This is a genomic window from Algoriphagus sp. NBT04N3 (assembly GCF_019443765.1).
Taxonomy (GTDB): domain Bacteria; phylum Bacteroidota; class Bacteroidia; order Cytophagales; family Cyclobacteriaceae; genus Algoriphagus; species Algoriphagus ornithinivorans.
This window is the reverse complement of the sequence record NZ_CP048415.1, coordinates 658,601-674,962: the sequence shown is the minus strand read 5'-3', so window position 1 is coordinate 674,962 and position 16,362 is coordinate 658,601. Positions and strand designations below refer to the sequence as shown.

10 protein-coding genes are annotated in these 16,362 nt (G+C 39.7%); 6 read left to right on the top strand and 4 right to left on the bottom strand.

The genetic code is table 11. The features are described from left to right. The first annotated feature begins 97 nt into the window (after positions 1 to 97). Entirely contained in the window at positions 98 to 1,006 is a 909-nt protein-coding gene (locus tag GYM62_RS02960) for a sugar phosphate isomerase/epimerase (protein ID WP_219958234.1), read from the top strand. A 66-nt stretch (positions 1,007 to 1,072) separates the two neighbouring features. On the opposite strand, the gene GYM62_RS02955 is transcribed toward GYM62_RS02960, so the two are convergent. Next, on the bottom strand, positions 1,073 to 1,738 hold the full coding sequence (locus GYM62_RS02955; protein WP_219958233.1) for an FAD-binding oxidoreductase: 666 nt from the start codon (positions 1,736 to 1,738) through the stop codon (positions 1,073 to 1,075). A gap of 499 nt (positions 1,739 to 2,237) precedes the next feature. On the opposite strand from GYM62_RS02955, the gene GYM62_RS02950 reads away from it, so the two are divergent. Further along, positions 2,238 to 3,653, top strand: coding sequence for a sodium:alanine symporter family protein (locus tag GYM62_RS02950; RefSeq protein ID WP_219958232.1), 1,416 nt, complete (start codon positions 2,238 to 2,240; stop codon positions 3,651 to 3,653). Between the two features lie 58 nt (positions 3,654 to 3,711). On the opposite strand, the gene fahA is transcribed toward GYM62_RS02950, so the two are convergent. Next, entirely contained in the window at positions 3,712 to 4,983 is a 1,272-nt protein-coding gene (fahA, locus tag GYM62_RS02945; protein ID WP_219958231.1) for a fumarylacetoacetase, read from the bottom strand. A gap of 209 nt (positions 4,984 to 5,192) precedes the next feature. Between fahA and GYM62_RS02940 the strand changes: the two genes are divergently transcribed. From GYM62_RS02940 to GYM62_RS02925, 4 genes are all read left to right on the top strand, one after another. Next, positions 5,193 to 7,076: a CocE/NonD family hydrolase gene (locus tag GYM62_RS02940; RefSeq protein WP_219958230.1), complete on the top strand. Its 1,884-nt coding sequence runs from the start codon at positions 5,193 to 5,195 to the stop codon at positions 7,074 to 7,076. 194 nt (positions 7,077 to 7,270) lie between these two features. Continuing rightward, positions 7,271 to 10,249 (top strand): SusC/RagA family TonB-linked outer membrane protein, encoded by a 2,979-nt coding sequence (locus GYM62_RS02935; RefSeq protein ID WP_219958229.1) that lies wholly within the window; start codon positions 7,271 to 7,273, stop codon positions 10,247 to 10,249. A gap of 12 nt (positions 10,250 to 10,261) precedes the next feature. Then, positions 10,262 to 11,641 carry a RagB/SusD family nutrient uptake outer membrane protein gene (locus GYM62_RS02930; protein ID WP_255590512.1) on the top strand — a complete coding sequence of 460 codons (1,380 nt, stop codon included), beginning with the start codon at positions 10,262 to 10,264 and terminating at the stop codon, positions 11,639 to 11,641. A gap of 141 nt (positions 11,642 to 11,782) precedes the next feature. Continuing rightward, positions 11,783 to 14,419 carry a valine--tRNA ligase gene (locus tag GYM62_RS02925; protein ID WP_219958228.1) on the top strand — a complete coding sequence of 879 codons (2,637 nt, stop codon included), beginning with the start codon at positions 11,783 to 11,785 and terminating at the stop codon, positions 14,417 to 14,419. A 91-nt stretch (positions 14,420 to 14,510) separates the two neighbouring features. On the opposite strand, the gene GYM62_RS02920 is transcribed toward GYM62_RS02925, so the two are convergent. Together GYM62_RS02920 and GYM62_RS02915 are read right to left on the bottom strand one after the other, a co-directional pair. Beyond that, positions 14,511 to 15,380: a diacylglycerol kinase family protein gene (locus GYM62_RS02920; protein WP_219958227.1), complete on the bottom strand. Its 870-nt coding sequence runs from the start codon at positions 15,378 to 15,380 to the stop codon at positions 14,511 to 14,513. A 2-nt stretch (positions 15,381 to 15,382) separates the two neighbouring features. Next, on the bottom strand, positions 15,383 to 16,354 hold the full coding sequence (locus GYM62_RS02915; protein WP_219958226.1) for an App1 family protein: 972 nt from the start codon (positions 16,352 to 16,354) through the stop codon (positions 15,383 to 15,385). Between the last annotated feature and the right edge of the window lie 8 nt (positions 16,355 to 16,362).

Genomic DNA, 16,362 nt, shown 5'->3' with positions numbered 1-16,362 from the left:
AATTGATTTCAGGGAATGATTTAGAATTTAACTCAAATAGGTATCTTAACAGTTTCAAAACCCAAAGAAAAGCTCTAACCTTTTAACAAAAAAACAGATGAAAAAACAATCCATTTTCCACATGGCAATGCTTATCCTATTGAGTATAGGAGTAATTTCCTGTGGATCAAATAGCAATGAAGAAAGCACTGAAATGAGTGAAGAAAACACGAGCGAAACAGAAAGATTTGGAGGTTTAGCACTTTACACGGTCCGTGACTCGATGGCCAGTGATCCCAAGGCCACACTTCAGGCTGTAGCTGATGCAGGATATGCATATATCGAGGCAGCTGGATATGCTGATGGCAAATTCTATGGAATGGACCCAGCAGATTTTAAAGCTTATGTAGAATCTTTAGGCCTAACCCCAAAAAGTACACACATGGGCGGAGTTACTTTAGAAAATGCTGATGAACAAATAGCCGCAAGTAAAGCAGCAGGATTCGAGTATTTCGTCATCCCTGTTCCACCTATGGGTATGTTCACCTTTGGTCCTGAAGGAATGGGAATGAAGGGCACTAAAGAAGAGTTGGTATCCATCTTGAAAACTATCGGCGAAAAATGCTCTAATGCAGGCTTAAAACTTTTATACCACAATCACGACTTTGAGTTTAAGCCTATGGCAGATGGCACTATCCTCACTGACTACATTTTGGAAAATACGGATCCAGCACATGTCAATTATCAAATGGACCTTTTCTGGGTTACGAAAGCCGGAGCAGATCCTTTGGCGTATTTTGAAAAATATCCAGGCCGTTTCAAGGCTTGGCATGTAAAGGACATGAACGCAGAAGGACAGTTTGCGCCAGTTGGAACTGGATCAATTGACTTCGGAAAAATATTAGCACAAAAAGAAAAGTCCGGCATGGTTTATTACCTAGTGGAACAAGATCAAACCTTTGGTTTGGATCCAATGGAAGCTATCAAAATTAGCCACAGCGGATTGAAAGAAATAGGTTTTCAATAATTTCTAAAAACCATAAAAAAACGCCAACTTTTTCGAGTTGGCGTTTTTTTTGAATACTTCCTTTTTCTACTCTTCAAAAGTAATTCCCTCCGGATTTGCACCCAATTGCTTCAAATTTGTGCTGACAGACTCAATCATGGGAGGTGGTCCGCAGACATAAAATTCCTGAGAAAAATCCACTAAATGCTTTTTCAAAAACTCCATATCAATTCTCCCATGTTCATGTCCATCAAGTTTTTCTTTATCCAAAATGGAAACAAAGTCCTCTCCTAATATTTCATGAAAATAGCTTTCCAAAATCACATCCTTTCTGGTTTTGTTTGCAAAAAAGAGCTTGTTTCCTTCCAACTCCCCCTTACTTTTCAAATGCTTCAAAATGGCGATGAAAGGAGTGACTCCAGCTCCTCCAGCAATGAAAACTCCTTTTCCTTTGTATTGAATTGCACCCCATGAATCATCAATAATCAACTCATCCCCGGGGATAACTCCATCCAGATGATTGGTTACTCCATCGTGGTCTCTGTATGATTTGATTACAAATTCAAGATGATCATCCTCAGGTAAAGAGGTAAAAGTGAAGGGTCTTTTTTCTTGTTTCCATCCCTCCTTGTTAATTGCTACCTCAGTGGCTTGACCAGGAATGAATGAATAACCCTCGGGTTTCTCAACTTTAAACTGTTTGACATCATGGGTGAGGGATAATAAATCTAAAATCTTAACAATGTGTGCCATAAAATGATGATTAAATAGACCGCTACTGTTCCCGAACTTATTAGAAGTTAAACTGAGTAGTAAACTTCAATGAGAGGATTTCTTGATCCAAAATTGATCCGGAGTAGCAGCTAGATTAAAATAAATAATTTACTCTTAAGTATATAAACGGAAATTCAGCTCTTTGTTTCCCGAATTGACTTTTCTTATTGCAGATACATGAAAGAAATATCCTAAGAACTCCAATGGCAATTCCTGTAAAATTCAATTTATCCAAACGATTCCTCCAGTCTTGGGTTAATTATAGAGGAGTAATTGTGAGATCTAAGCATCTCATTTCCAATAATCTTTAAGCTATCATTTTGGAAGTAAATTACTTTCTTGAATCTAATTCGATTTCCCGTTTATCTGAAATTAATGGGCATCCTATGCCAAAGGCCTTATCTTTGGCTTTTATGGATTTGAATCAAGCCTTTCTGGCTGGTCATTCTTAGACTTTATTTTCACCAAAAAACCATCAATGGAACAAATTATATACACCTTAAATGATCTAATCTGGAGTAATGCACTCATTGTTCTCTGTCTGGGAGCAGGTATTTACTTTTCTGTGAGAACAGGTTTTGTACAAATCAGATATTTCAGGGAAATGATTCATTTGCTTTTCTCTGGAAAATCCTCCAAAAAAGGCGTTTCCTCCTTCCAGGCCTTTGCGCTAGCTCTTTCCGGTAGAATTGGTACGGGAAACATTGCAGGGGTTGCCACAGCCATTGGGCTTGGAGGACCAGGAGCAATATTTTGGATGTGGATTATCGCATTTTTAGGTTCTGCATCAGCTTACATCGAGGCCACATTAGGGCAGATTTTCAAGGAAGTTAAAGGCGGTGAATACAGAGGTGGACCTGCTTACTATATAGAAAAGGGACTTGGCATCAAGTGGTACGCCATGTTATTCGCCTTCGTGACTATTATCAGTATGTCATTTTTGCTACCAGGAGTTCAGAGTAATAGTATTGCACTTAGCGTCAATAATGCCTTTGATGTTCCTGTTGAATATACAGGAGGAGTTGTTTGCCTATTTCTTGCTATGGTAATTTTCGGGGGTATCAAAAGAATCGGTAAGGTTGCTGAAATTCTTGTTCCTTTCATGGCAATGGGCTACGTATTGTTGGCAATTATAATCATTGGAATCAATATCACTGAAGTTCCAACCGTTCTGAAATTGATCGTAAGCTCTGCTTTTAACCAAGAAGCAGCTTATTCAGCAGTTTTTGGTTCGGCAATTGCTTGGGGAGTAAAAAGAGGAATTTATTCAAACGAAGCAGGTCAAGGTACTGCACCCCACGCTGCTTCGGCTGCGGAAGTTAGTCATCCGGCAAAGCAAGGTTTGGTACAAGCCTTTTCGGTTTACATTGATACTTTATTTGTTTGTACTGCAACAGCCTGTATGATCTTATTTACCGGTCAGTTTAATGTACTGCACCCTGATGGAGGCTTCTTGGTAGAAAACCTTCCCGGGATTGCGATAGGACCTGAGTTTACCCAAAATGCGATTGCTGTTCACTTCCCCACCATTGGAGCAGGTTTCGTAGCGGTTGCTTTGATGTTTTTCTCCTTTACTACCATCATGGCCTATTACTATATCGCTGAGACGAATTTGAGCTATCTGCAAAAGAATGATACTCAAAAATGGCCAATTCATGTTTTGAGAATATTAATCATTATCGCTACTTTTTATGGCGCTATACGTACGGCGCAAGTAGCTTGGACATTTGGAGATATCGGTGTAGGATTAATGGCATGGTTGAATATTATTGCTATTCTACTATTGAGAAAACCTGCTTTGGAAGCCTTGAAAGATTATAAGAAAAAGAAAGATGCCGGGGAAGATCCGGATTATGATTTCGAAGGAATGAAAAAACATTACAGCAAAAACTAAAAGTAAAAAGGGGAGCAAATCGAAATCTGCTCCCCTTATTTATTTACATCAATCAAAACTATTTCGCAGGCAATACGCTGGCTCTAACTTCACCGAAGCCAACACGGATTCCATCTTTTTCAGCAAAGCCCTTCATGATAACGGTATCCCCGTCTTCTATGAATTTTCTCTCCTCGCCGGAATCTAATTTCACAGGCTTGGTTCCTTTCCAGCTCAACTCCAACATAGAACCAAATGAATCCTCTGTGGGGCCTGAAATCGTTCCAGACGCCATCATATCTCCAACATTGATATTACATCCATTTACAGTATGATGGGCTAACTGCTGAGCTACATTCCAATACATATATTTGAAATTGGAAGTACAAACCTTAGTAGCCTGCTTTACATTTTCAGGCTGAATATACGCTTCCAATTGCAAATCAAAACTGTGATTACTGGTGCACTGCAAATAAGGTAAAACCTCAGGCTCTTGTTTTGGACCAGCTGTTCTAAAATGCTCCAATGCTTCTAATGTAACTACCCAAGGAGATATGGAAGAGGCAAAACTTTTCCCTAAAAAGGGTCCCAAAGGAACGTATTCCCATGCCTGAATATCTCTTGCAGACCAATCATTAAATAGGACAAATCCAAATATGTAATCCTCGGCTTCTTCAGTGCTGATAGAATCCCCGAGTTTGGTAGGTTTCCCTGTGATAAAAGCTAATTCTAATTCGAAGTCCAATCTTCTGGATGGCCCAAAGCCTGGCACATCCATGTCTGGGTCTTTGAACTGTCCTTTGGGTCTGATGATAGGCACTCCGGAAGGAATAATGGAAGAAGCCCTTCCATGGTATCCTACAGGCAAATGCTTCCAGTTGGGCAACAGGGCATTCTCAGGGTCCCGGAACATTTTACCCACATTGGTTGCATGCTCCTTGGAGCTATAAAAATCTGTATAATCACCGATTTTGACAGGAAGAAGCATTTCAGCCTCTTTTCTATTCACCATTACTTTTCCTCGGATCGAATGATCACGAAGCTTCTCATTATCAGCAAGTAGTAGTTCCTGTACTCTTTCTCTAATTTTCTTAGTTTGAGTTTTTCCTAATGAAATCAGCTCATTCAACGCCTCATTGAGGAAAATACCTTCAGGAAGGAACATGTCTGAGAAAAAACCCTCCTGATCCAGCACACTCAAATCAACTATTTTGTCTCCGATTGCAATTCCAATCCTTGGAGACAATCTTTTATTTTTAAATACTCCAAAAGGGAGATTGTAAATAGTAAAATCAGAATTTTTCGGCACCTCAACCCAAGTACTAAGGGGATTCATCGTTGTATCGCTCATGACAAAATCTTTGAACTGCAAATTTACTCTTTAATGAGGAAATGAAAAGGAATAATAAAGAAGAGGATTTGACTTAGCTCATAAAATCCATCATATCAAGCCTCTGAGCAGAAAATAAAATTTGAAATAATTTCCTACTTCTGCCATTTATCACTTTCCTATTGAAAAATGAGAGCCTATCCTTAAATTCCGCATAAAATGCTTTTATCATGATAAAAAACCTCACAAAAACTCTTTTTGTTTCCCTTTTACTCCTGCTGTCTCTAAGGCTGGCTGCTCAGGAGAAATCCATCCTTGATCAGCTTGAAGAAATTGCAATAGTGGATCAAAAGGTAATGATGCCCATGCGGGATGGAAATCGATTAGCGACGGATATTTATCGTCCAAAGGTAGATTACAAGGTACCCATCATTTTTTCAAGAACACCCTACAATTTCAATACTTATGGGGATGGTGAATTGAGAGAAAGAACTATGCAGTCTGCTTTGGAGTGGGTAAAAAAAGGCTACGCTTACGTGGTTCAGAATGAACGAGGAAGATTTTTCTCTGAAGGTGAATGGGATATACTCGGTACACCCTTGACAGATAGTTATGATGCTTTTGATTGGATGGCAAAGCAGGGATGGAGTAATGGGAAAATCGGAACCTTAGGCTGCTCCTCCACCGCCGAATGGCAGATGGCAGCAGCATCCTTGAATCACCCTGCACATGCAGCATTGGTTCCTCAAGGATTTGGGGCTGGCGTTGGAAGAATAGGAGAATATTTTGAGCAGGGAAATTGGTACAGAGGTGGCGCCGGTCAAATGCTTTTCACTGCTTGGCTTTATGGAACCCAGCATGATCCTTTGGCTCCGAGGCTTCAAAAAGGTATTGCTCAGGAAGATTTATTACGCTTGCAGCGCTTTTATGATATGGCCCCTGAGTACCCAAGAGTCAATTGGAAAGAAGCCCTTTCCCATCTTCCGATTCAAGACATTATTAATAATGTTAATGGTCCAAATGGGATTTATGAAGAAATGATCACCCGAAAGCCCAATGATGCTAGGTGGTATCAAGGCGGGTTATATCATGACGATATGCCGTTTGACAAACCGAGTTTCTGGTTTGTATCCTGGTATGATGTCTCTACCAGCCCCAACTTGGCATTATACAATCATGTTAGAAAAAATGCTGTTTCCCAAAAAGCCAGAGATAACCAATACTTAATCATTGCTCCGGTACTGCATTGCGCCTATACAAGAGCTACAGAAAACACGGTAGTTGGTGAAAGAAGTGTGGGTGATGCTCGATTGAATTATGATGAAATAATCACAGCCTGGTTTGATCTATGGCTGAAAAATGAAGACAAAGGCAAGATTGATTCCATGCCAAAAGTGACTTATTACACCATGGGTTCAAACAAGTGGCAGACTTCGGAGGTGTGGCCTCCTGCAAATGCAAAAATGACCACCTATTATTTAGACTCTAAAGGGAGTGCCAATACTAGAAATGGAGACGGTTTATTGTTAGCAAAGCTTCCCAAAACCGAAAATAAAGACACCTTTCAATATGACCCTATGAACCCAGTGAATTCCTACGGGGGAAATGTTTGCTGCACCGGAAATGCTGTTCAAGGTGGTTCCTTCGATCAATCCGAAATGGAATTGAGAGATGATATTTTGGTATATACCTCAGAACCATTGGCAGAGGGTGTAGAAATCTCCGGCTTTATCGAGAGCTTCCTTTACTTATCTTCTGATGTAAAAGATACAGATGTTACCATCAAATTAATCGATGTGTATCCGGACGGAAAAGCTTATAATCTGGATGAAACAATTCAGCGGGTAAGATATAGAGAAGGCTATGACAAGGAAGTCATGATGGAAAAAGGAAAGGTTTACGAAATCAAAATGACTCCAATGAGCACCTCCAATTATTTTGAAAAAGGCCATAGAATCAGAATTGAAGTGAGTAGCTCCAACTTCCCTAGATTCGACAGAAACCTAAATACAGGAGGTAATAATTATGATGAAAGTGAAGGACTCGTTGCCACTAACTCAATCCATCACGGCGGAGTTTATCCAAGCAGAATAGTATTGCCGATGATAAGATAAACCCAACTTTTCAAGAAAAAACTAAAGGAACCTTAATCGGTTCCTTATTTTATTAGAATTATTCAAGTAATAAATAAAATATTTACAATTTATATATGATTATATCCTTCTGTAATAATTTTTAAACTTTTACGAATACAGGGATTGATTTAACTTAAAAATTAATGATATTTCATTAATTAAAAATCAACCATATGTTTAAATCTTACAAACTTTTAATGATCCTACTTTTCCTATGGGGGCCAGTGGGATGGGCAAATGCTCAGTATACGATTTCAGGGACTGTCATTGATGACAGGACGGAAGAACCCTTAATTGGAGCAAATGTGCTAATCAAGGGAACAACAAGCGGTGCAATTACTGATTTGGACGGGAATTTTTCTCTCAATGTGCCGACAAGTCAGGATGCCAGGTTGGTAGTCTCCTCGATTGGCTACTTAAGTCAAGAAATCAGTGTTAACCCTAACATGGCAAGTCTTACCATCAGATTGAAACAAGATGCTACCAACTTGGAAGAAGTAGTCGTTACTGGACTTGCATCTTCTGTTAAAAGGAGTAATCTGGCGAATGCAGTTTCGACGGTTTCATCCCGAGACTTGACAGGGACTACGACCATTCAAACAACTGATGGTGCATTGTACGGTAAGGTAGCCGGCGCAACTATCAGATCGAATGGCGGTGCGCCAGGGGGTGGTTTATCAATTCAGCTTAGAGGTATATCAAGTCTTTCTGGGGCGTCCCAACCTTTAATCATTGTAGATGGAGTTTATATCAACAACGCGAGTCAAAGAACAGGGAGAGCAACTGTGTCTGGAGCTGGTGCAAGCAATCAAGATGATGGCTCGAACAGGTTAGCGGATTTGAATCCAGCAGACATTGAAACAATTGAAGTGCTAAAGGGGCCATCAGCTGCTGCTATCTACGGAACTCGCGCAAATGCAGGGGTAATAATCATCACCACCAAAAGAGGTGCTGAAGGAAGAACCACTGTTTCACTTTCTCAGGATGTGGGATTTGCTGAGCCGTTGAGACTATTGGGAGTGGATGATTGGAGCGAAGAAAAAATCAATTTCTTTTTCCCCGAATCACGAAGACCACTAGAGCTACAAAGATTCCGAGATGCTCAAGCATCCGGTAATTTTGTAGATTATGAAGACTTCTTTTATAATAATCAAGCAACTTTATTAAATACGAGAATCAATATTTCTGGAGGCAGTGAAAAGACCAAGTTTTTTGTGTCTGGAAATATTGTGGATGAAGAAGGTACTGTAAGAAACACCGGTTTTCAGAGGTACTCTATAAGAGCCAATATTGATCATAAAATCTCCAATAAAATAAAACTGGGAGTTTCTTCAAATTATATCCGATCTAATACAGATAGAGGCTTTACAGGAAACCAAAATAATACCGGAGCAAGTATAGGCTATAGCATTGCTTATGTTCCAAATTATTTTGATTTAAGAAGAAATGATGATGGCACTTATCCTGTCAATCCTTACTTCTCTGACAACCCTGTAGCTGTGACTGATCATGGGGTCAACAACTCTATGGTTAACCGATTTATTCAAGCCTTTACTTTAGATATTGATCTGTTAAAAACTGATAATAGCTTTTTAAAGGCACAAGTCGCAGGTGGTTTGGATTACTTGCAAAATTCAACTTTCATTTATTTACCAGAATTTTTGCAGTTCCAGAGGGCTCAGGCAAACCCAGGTGATATATTGAAGGGTAAGCAAGAAAGCTTTAATACAAACTTCCAGGCTGCATTGGTATATAATTGGAACTTGGGCAGAGTCAATATGAACTCTCAAACAGGATTAGTGAGATTAGATTTTCAGGAAAACTCACTATTCAATAGAGGAAGAGGATTAGTTCCTGGACAAACAAATTTGAGACAAGCAGCAATCCAGGAAATCAATCAAGAATTTGATCAAAGGGTACAGGAAGCGGGAGTTTTCCTTCAACAAGAAGCCAATTTTGAGGACAAAATCATTGGCACCGTCGGAGTAAGATGGGATAAATCCACACTAAATGGGAATCCTAACCAAGTATATGCTTTCCCGAAGGCTTCCTTAGCAATCAATGTGGCCAATTTTGATTTCTGGAATATCTCCAAAATCAATTTGTTGAAGCCAAGAATTGCTTATGGTGAAACAGCCGGACCTGTTGCCTTTGGTGCCACTTTCACTCCATTGAACGGAACTAATATTGGGGGACTTCTAGGATCTGTTGTATCAACTCAAATAGGCAACACCCAAATACTTCCTGAAACTGCAACTGAACTTGAATTCGGTGTCGATATGGGAATGTTTAATAATAGAGTAAGCCTAGAGGCTACATATTATATTAAAAACACTCAAAACAATATTCAAAACTTGAATCTTTCGCCTTCCACAGGAGTAGTGACCACCCCTAGCAACGAGGCAGAACTTCAAAATAAAGGAATTGAATTAGGGCTTTCTGGAAATATCATTGAAAAAGCCAATTTCAAGTGGTTCTCAAGGGTACTTTACTGGAGAAACAGAATTGAAATGACACGTCTGGGCATCCCTACTTATCTAGCAGGCGCATTTGGATCTGCTTTGGGAACATTCCTATATGCAGAGGGGTACTCCCCTACCACAATTGTAGGTACTCCAGCGGACCCTAATGTTCCAGGTGGCTTTACTATATGGGGTAATTCACAACCGGATTTCAATATGTCATTCTTCAATACTTTGACTATTTATCGAGGTCTTGAATTCTCATTTTTAGTGGATTGGAGACAAGGTGGGGATAACATTAACCTAACATCATTCTTGACCGATAGCGGTGGCACTACAAATGGTTGGTTTAATGATGACAATAATGACGGCATTCCTAATGGAAGACAAAGGGGACCAGAACCTCACAATAACGCTGGAAGATGGGTGCAAGATGCAAGCTTTGTTAAAATCAGGGAAATCGGCCTATACTATGTAATCCCTCGCTCTACTATCAGCCAATGGTTTGGCAACAGTGTCCAAAACATCAGGGTAGGTGGATCGGTAAATAATGCTTTCCTATTTACCAAGTACGAAGGATATGACCCAGAAACTTCAACCTTTGGAGCTCAGGCTGTAGCCAACAATGTGGATATCGCTCCCTACCCTACCCCTAGGAGAGTTTTCTTTCATTTAACGATTGATTTTTAATCTATTACCATCATGAAGAATAACATAAAAAATATAGCAAAAATGATTGCAGTCGCAGGTTTAATTACTGCTTGTAATCCACTGCAATTAGATGATATACAAGACCCAAATAATCCTTCTATTGGATCTATATCAAATAATGCCTCAAGAGAGCAAATTCAATTTCTTGTAACGGGATTGGAGTCACGACACAGAGGCTATGTAACCAATATTTCACAAGCCTGGAATTGCTTTGGTAGGGAAATATGGTACCTCAATGCTTCAGATCCTCGCTTTCAAACAGATTGGCTTGGCCAAAACGGAAGAACTCCCGACAGGTCCTATTTTGGATTTGGGACAACAGGGGGTGGTTCTTGGGCAGTGCCATACCAGGCTATCAAGCAGGCTGATGTCCTGATTACAGCCGCAAACAATACAAATGCAATTCCTGAAAATGCAAAAAATGCAGTTAAAGGATTTGCAAAAACTATTCAGGGATATCAATTCATGATTCCTGCAAATTTTGTTTATCAAAATGGGATTAGAATTGATGTTTCTGACCCACTTAATCCGGGACCTTTTGTTTCCTATACCGAAGCTCTAGATGCCATCAAAGGCATTCTAGACCAAGGAGATCAAGATTTAGCAGCTGCAGGTTCAGGAAATTTCCCATATACTCTAACAAGAGGCTTTAATGGTTATAATACAATCTCCGGGTTGAGACAAGTTAATAGAGCTATCACAGCAAGATTAAATGCATATAGGAAAGATTGGCAAGGTGTTTTAACTGCTTTAGAAGGATCATTTATGAATTTGACTGGAGATTTAAATGCAGGACCATCCCATCCTTATGGGGCCTCTCCAGACATTTTCAATCCATTATTTTATGTTCCAAATGCTGCAGTGAATACTATCATTGCAGTGCATCCTTCGGTTCTAGATGATGCCACTCCCGGTGACCTGAGAGTTAGAAATAAGTTCTTCCAAAGAACAAACCCTGTAACGGTAACTACGGATGCAGGTGCTTTGGTAGGAACTCACCAGGATGCCAGATGGGCATCGAATGTAACCTCTATTCCATTTATAAAAAATGAGGAGCTTATACTGTTAAAAGCTGAAGCACATGCTAACTTGAACCAAACTAATCAAGCTGTTGAGGCTATTAATATCATTAGAAATGCTGCTGGTATTGGAAACTACTCAGGCGCTACAACTCAAGCCGCCTTAATTGATGAAATTCTTTATCAAAGAAGATACTCTCTTTGGGCAGAACCATGGGGTCATAGATGGATAGATGCTAGAAGATATGATAGATTGAATCAAATCCCGACCAGATATGATGGTGGCACAATCTTTACACAATTTCCTCATCCTCAAGCAGAGTTAAGTTGGGATCAATATAGCGGAAACTAAAAAAAATTAAACACCACTAATAGACCGGAGTTTGAACTCCGGTCTTTTTTTTAATTTCCAAGGTTTGATTTGCTTAGCTTTTACCTGACCATATCCCCAAAATCCCCTATTTTTGCCCTTTCATAAAAATCACCAGAGTTCATGTCTACGATTGCCAGCAAATACGATCCTGCATCAGCTGAATCCAAATGGTATTCCTACTGGATGGAGCACAAACTTTTCTCCTCCCAAATAGATCCCAACAAAGAGCCTTACACGATTGTGATCCCTCCACCCAATGTGACGGGGGTGCTACACATGGGCCATATGTTGAATAATACCATTCAGGATGTCTTGATTAGACGTGCTCGTATGCAGGGAAAAAATGCCTGCTGGGTTCCTGGAACTGACCATGCTTCCATCGCAACAGAAGCAAAAGTGGTCAACATGCTCAAAGAAAAAGGTATTGACAAAAAGTCTTTAACAAGAGAAGAGTTTTTGAAGTACGCTTGGGAATGGAAAGAAAAATATGGAGGCATCATCCTAGAACAACTCAAAAAACTAGGGGCTTCCTGTGATTGGGACAGAACTGCCTTCACCATGGACCCAGGTTTAAGTGACGCAGTTATCTCTGTTTTTGTAGACCTGTATAGAAAAGGCAAAATATATAGAGGAGTCCGAATGGTTAATTGGGACCCCAAGGGAAAGACTGCGCTTTCGGATGATGAGGTAATTACCAAAGAGATTGCTTCCAAACTTTACTATATCAAATACCAAATTGAAGGGAGTGCGAATGAATTTTTGACTATAGCGACTACCCGGCCTGAAACCATCATGGCTGATGTGGCTATTTGCATCAACCCTAACGATCCGAGATTCACCCATCTCAAAGGAAAAAAAGCCATCATCCCTCTAATCAATAGAGCTATTCCTATCATCGAAGATGAATATGTGGATATGGAATTTGGTACAGGCTGCCTGAAAGTAACCCCAGCTCACGATATCAATGATTATGAATTGGGAATCAAACATAAACTGGAAGTAATCGACATCCTCAATGACGACGGCACGCTCAACGAAAAAGCCCAAATTCTTGTAGGAGAAGATCGATTTATTGCCAGAAAGAAAATCGGGAAGATGCTGGAGGAAATCAACCAACTGGAAAAAGTTGAGGATTACAAATCCAACGTTGGTCATTCCGAAAGAACAGATGCGGTCATTGAGCCGAAGCTTTCTTTGCAGTGGTTTTTGAAAATGGAGGAAATAACTCAGCCTGCATTGAAATCAGTAATGGATGACGTGATCCAGCTTCATCCTCCCAAATTCAAAAACATGTATCGTGTTTGGATGGAGAATGTAAGGGATTGGTGTATTTCTCGCCAACTTTGGTGGGGACATCAGATTCCAGCCTTTCACCTTCCAAATGGGGAATTTGTAGTGGCTAAAACCAAAGAGGAGGCACTGGAAATTGCTCAGAAAGAATATGACTCCAAGTACACTTTGGCTGATTTAAAGCAAGATGAAGATGTATTGGATACCTGGTTCAGTTCATGGCTATGGCCTATTTCTGTATTTGATACAGATGTCTTTACTACAGGCAAACCGAACGAGGAACTTAAATATTATTATCCAACCAACGATTTGGTCACTGCTCCTGAGATCTTGTTCTTCTGGGTTGCTAGAATGATCATAGCAGGATATGAGTATTTGGGTGAAAAACCATTTAAAAATGTATACCTAACAGGTATAGTTAGAGATAAATTGGGTAGAAAAATGTCCAAATCATTAGGCAATTCTCCTGATCCTCTGGAACTCATAGCTCAGTATGGTGCAGATGGAGTTCGAACAGGAATGTTGTTTTCTTCTCCAGCAGGCAATGATTTGCCTTACGATGACAAGTTGGTGGAGCAGGGAAGAAACTTTGCCAACAAAATCTGGAATGCCTTCAGGTTGGTTAAAGGATGGGAAATCGACCCCAAATTGGATGGTTCAGCGAATTCCTCCTCCATAGAATGGTTTGAGAACCGATTTAATCAGGCTTTAGCCGAAATCAATGACCATTTTGAGAAATTCAGAATTTCAGATGCCTTGATGACAACCTACAAATTGGTTTGGGGAGACTTCTGCTCTTGGTATCTGGAGATGATCAAACCGGAATATCAAAAGCCAATCGATCAGGCTACCTACAATAAGACCATAGAATTATTTGAAGATATCTTAAAAATACTTCATCCTTTCATGCCATTTATATCAGAAGAAATATGGCATCAAATCGAAGAAAGAAGTGTGGAAGATTCTTTGATACTTGCAGAATGGCCAGAGGTAAAATCCTTCGATCCCAAAATTACAGAGGAAGCTGCACAAGTTTTTGAGGTAGTTTCCCAAATCAGAAATTTAAGAGCCTCCAAAGGCATGTCTCCAAAAGAAGCGTTGGACCTGAGTATTAATACACAAAGACCTGAACTTTATACCAGATTTCAGGCTGTATTAGAAAAGTTAGCTAATCTATCTTCGCTTAACTTCGCATCCAAAGTGGAAAATGCCATGAGTTTTGTGGTGAAGGCAGATGAGTGCTTTGTTCCTATGGGTGACAGCATTGATGTGGAAGAGGAAAAAGCCGCTATCCAAAAAGAATTGGAATACACCAAAGGATTTTTGAATTCGGTGATGAAGAAGCTGAGCAATGAGCGTTTTGTAGCCGGCGCACCTGCCCAAGTCGTGGAAAATGAAAAGAAAAAACAGGCTGATGCTGAGGCAAAAATCAAAGCTTTGGAAGAAAGTCTAGAAAAATTAGGCTGATTGATTCTGATCAGATAGTAAATGTAAATGCTCCCGGAAACATTAAATTCCGGGAGCATTTTTTTATTATTCCAAAAACCGAACAGTAAGTTTATTTCACTACAAATTGAAATCGAGCTGCTTGAATATGCACCGTTATCTCTTCTGGCTGACCTTTTAACTCTCCATCAATTTGAAAATTAACTTGGTCCAAATTTTCGATTTTACAGGAGTCCAACTTCCATATTTTCATGGATTCCCCGATTGGTGTTTCGCCTGATACCAAGCTTTTACCAACTTCAAAAAGATGCTCTAAACGCTCCACATCCAGCGTAATCAATTCAAACTTTCCATCATCCAAACTTCCTCCAGGATTGACAATCGCGCCCGTTCCAAATCTATCTCCATTGGCTATCAGAAGCATCCTCGTAGAAACCTCCCAATTTTCATCTTTGGTTTTGATCAGATAGCGGTAAGGCTCTGTTTCAAAAATTTGGGAAAAAGAGCTTTTAATATATCCCATCATCCCCCTTGTCCCCTGCTCTTCAAATTTTTCAATCAAATTGGCATTGAATCCAAAATCTGCCAAATGCAAGCAAAGCTCTCCATTGATATCAATGCCATCCACATTTTTCACCTTTAATTGGCGTAGAGCCTCCAAGCCATCTTCCAATAAATCGATTCCCAAGCATTTGGCCAAGCCATTCGCTGAGCCTAATGGTAAAATTGCGATAGGCAATTGAGTTTGAAGAGATTCTGCTACCAACTTGACTGTTCCATCACCTCCTGCAACTAACAATAAACTTGGATTATGCTTATTGATCTCTTGCCGGATTTTGTCGGCATCATTTTCACCTGTTGTCTGAAAAACTGATAATTCAGCTTGATTCAAATGCATTGCTATCCTTTCTGTCAATTCTTCCAAACTGATAGGATCACTTCCGGATTTTGGATTAAAAATTAATAATGCCTTTTGGTCCATTTTTAAATAATTTGAAGCTTCTCAGCCAATGAAATCGCCTCTTGTGTAGATTGTATAAAATGAAAGTCAAGCTCCTCTTCCATCTCCCTTCTTTCTGGAGACTCAGAATGTTTAGGGTGAATTTCACGAATAAAAACCGCCATGACTCTTTGAGGATATTCATGACAAATTTCTGCATAAATTTCCGGATCATGCTGTCCCGAATCTCCTATCAAAATGAATTTCATCTCAGGAAAAAATCTTAAAAGAAAATGAATTTTCTCCAACTTATGCTGATGACTTCCACCACCGGATTTCCAGATGTTTTTCAAATTGATATGCTTGTCTTTCAGTAAAATCGGACCTAATGGAATATTCCTAAATTGAAGAAAATCCCGTATCAAATCAAATAAGGACCAGTCACTACTGGATACATAAAACATTTCATACCCCTTTTCCCTGACCATTTTTTGATAAAATTCAGAGACCCCTGGAAAAGGTCTTCGAGTATAGGCATTTTTGGAAACAGATAACCAAAACTTCTTACCAATTGCAGTAGCATGAGATATCAAGATTGTATCATCAATATCTGAAATCAGTCCCAGCTTTTTCTCAATTTTTTGAATCTCCATTTCTGAATCATCACAATTCCAATCTGGGTCCTCTGGTTGTACAGACATCATGACTGTTCTCTCTTCATGAAAAGGTAAGAAGCATTCAAAAACACCCTCATCATCGGTACGGACCCTTTCAATTTTCTCTCCTACCTTCACTTCAACCCAAACTCCGGGAATACTGCTGACAGAATACCTTCTAATAGTTGCTAAAATATTCTTGAGAGGATTGTTTTTAGCTCTTGGCCTACTTTGCTTATACGCAGAGATGACTCTTCCTTTTACAAAAAGTTCCTGTCCATTACTTACTGCCAAAAAAGGTTCAACTTGAATTTTATCCAGTTTCCCGATCCACCGGGTAATTACATTCCAAAAAGCCATGTCAATAA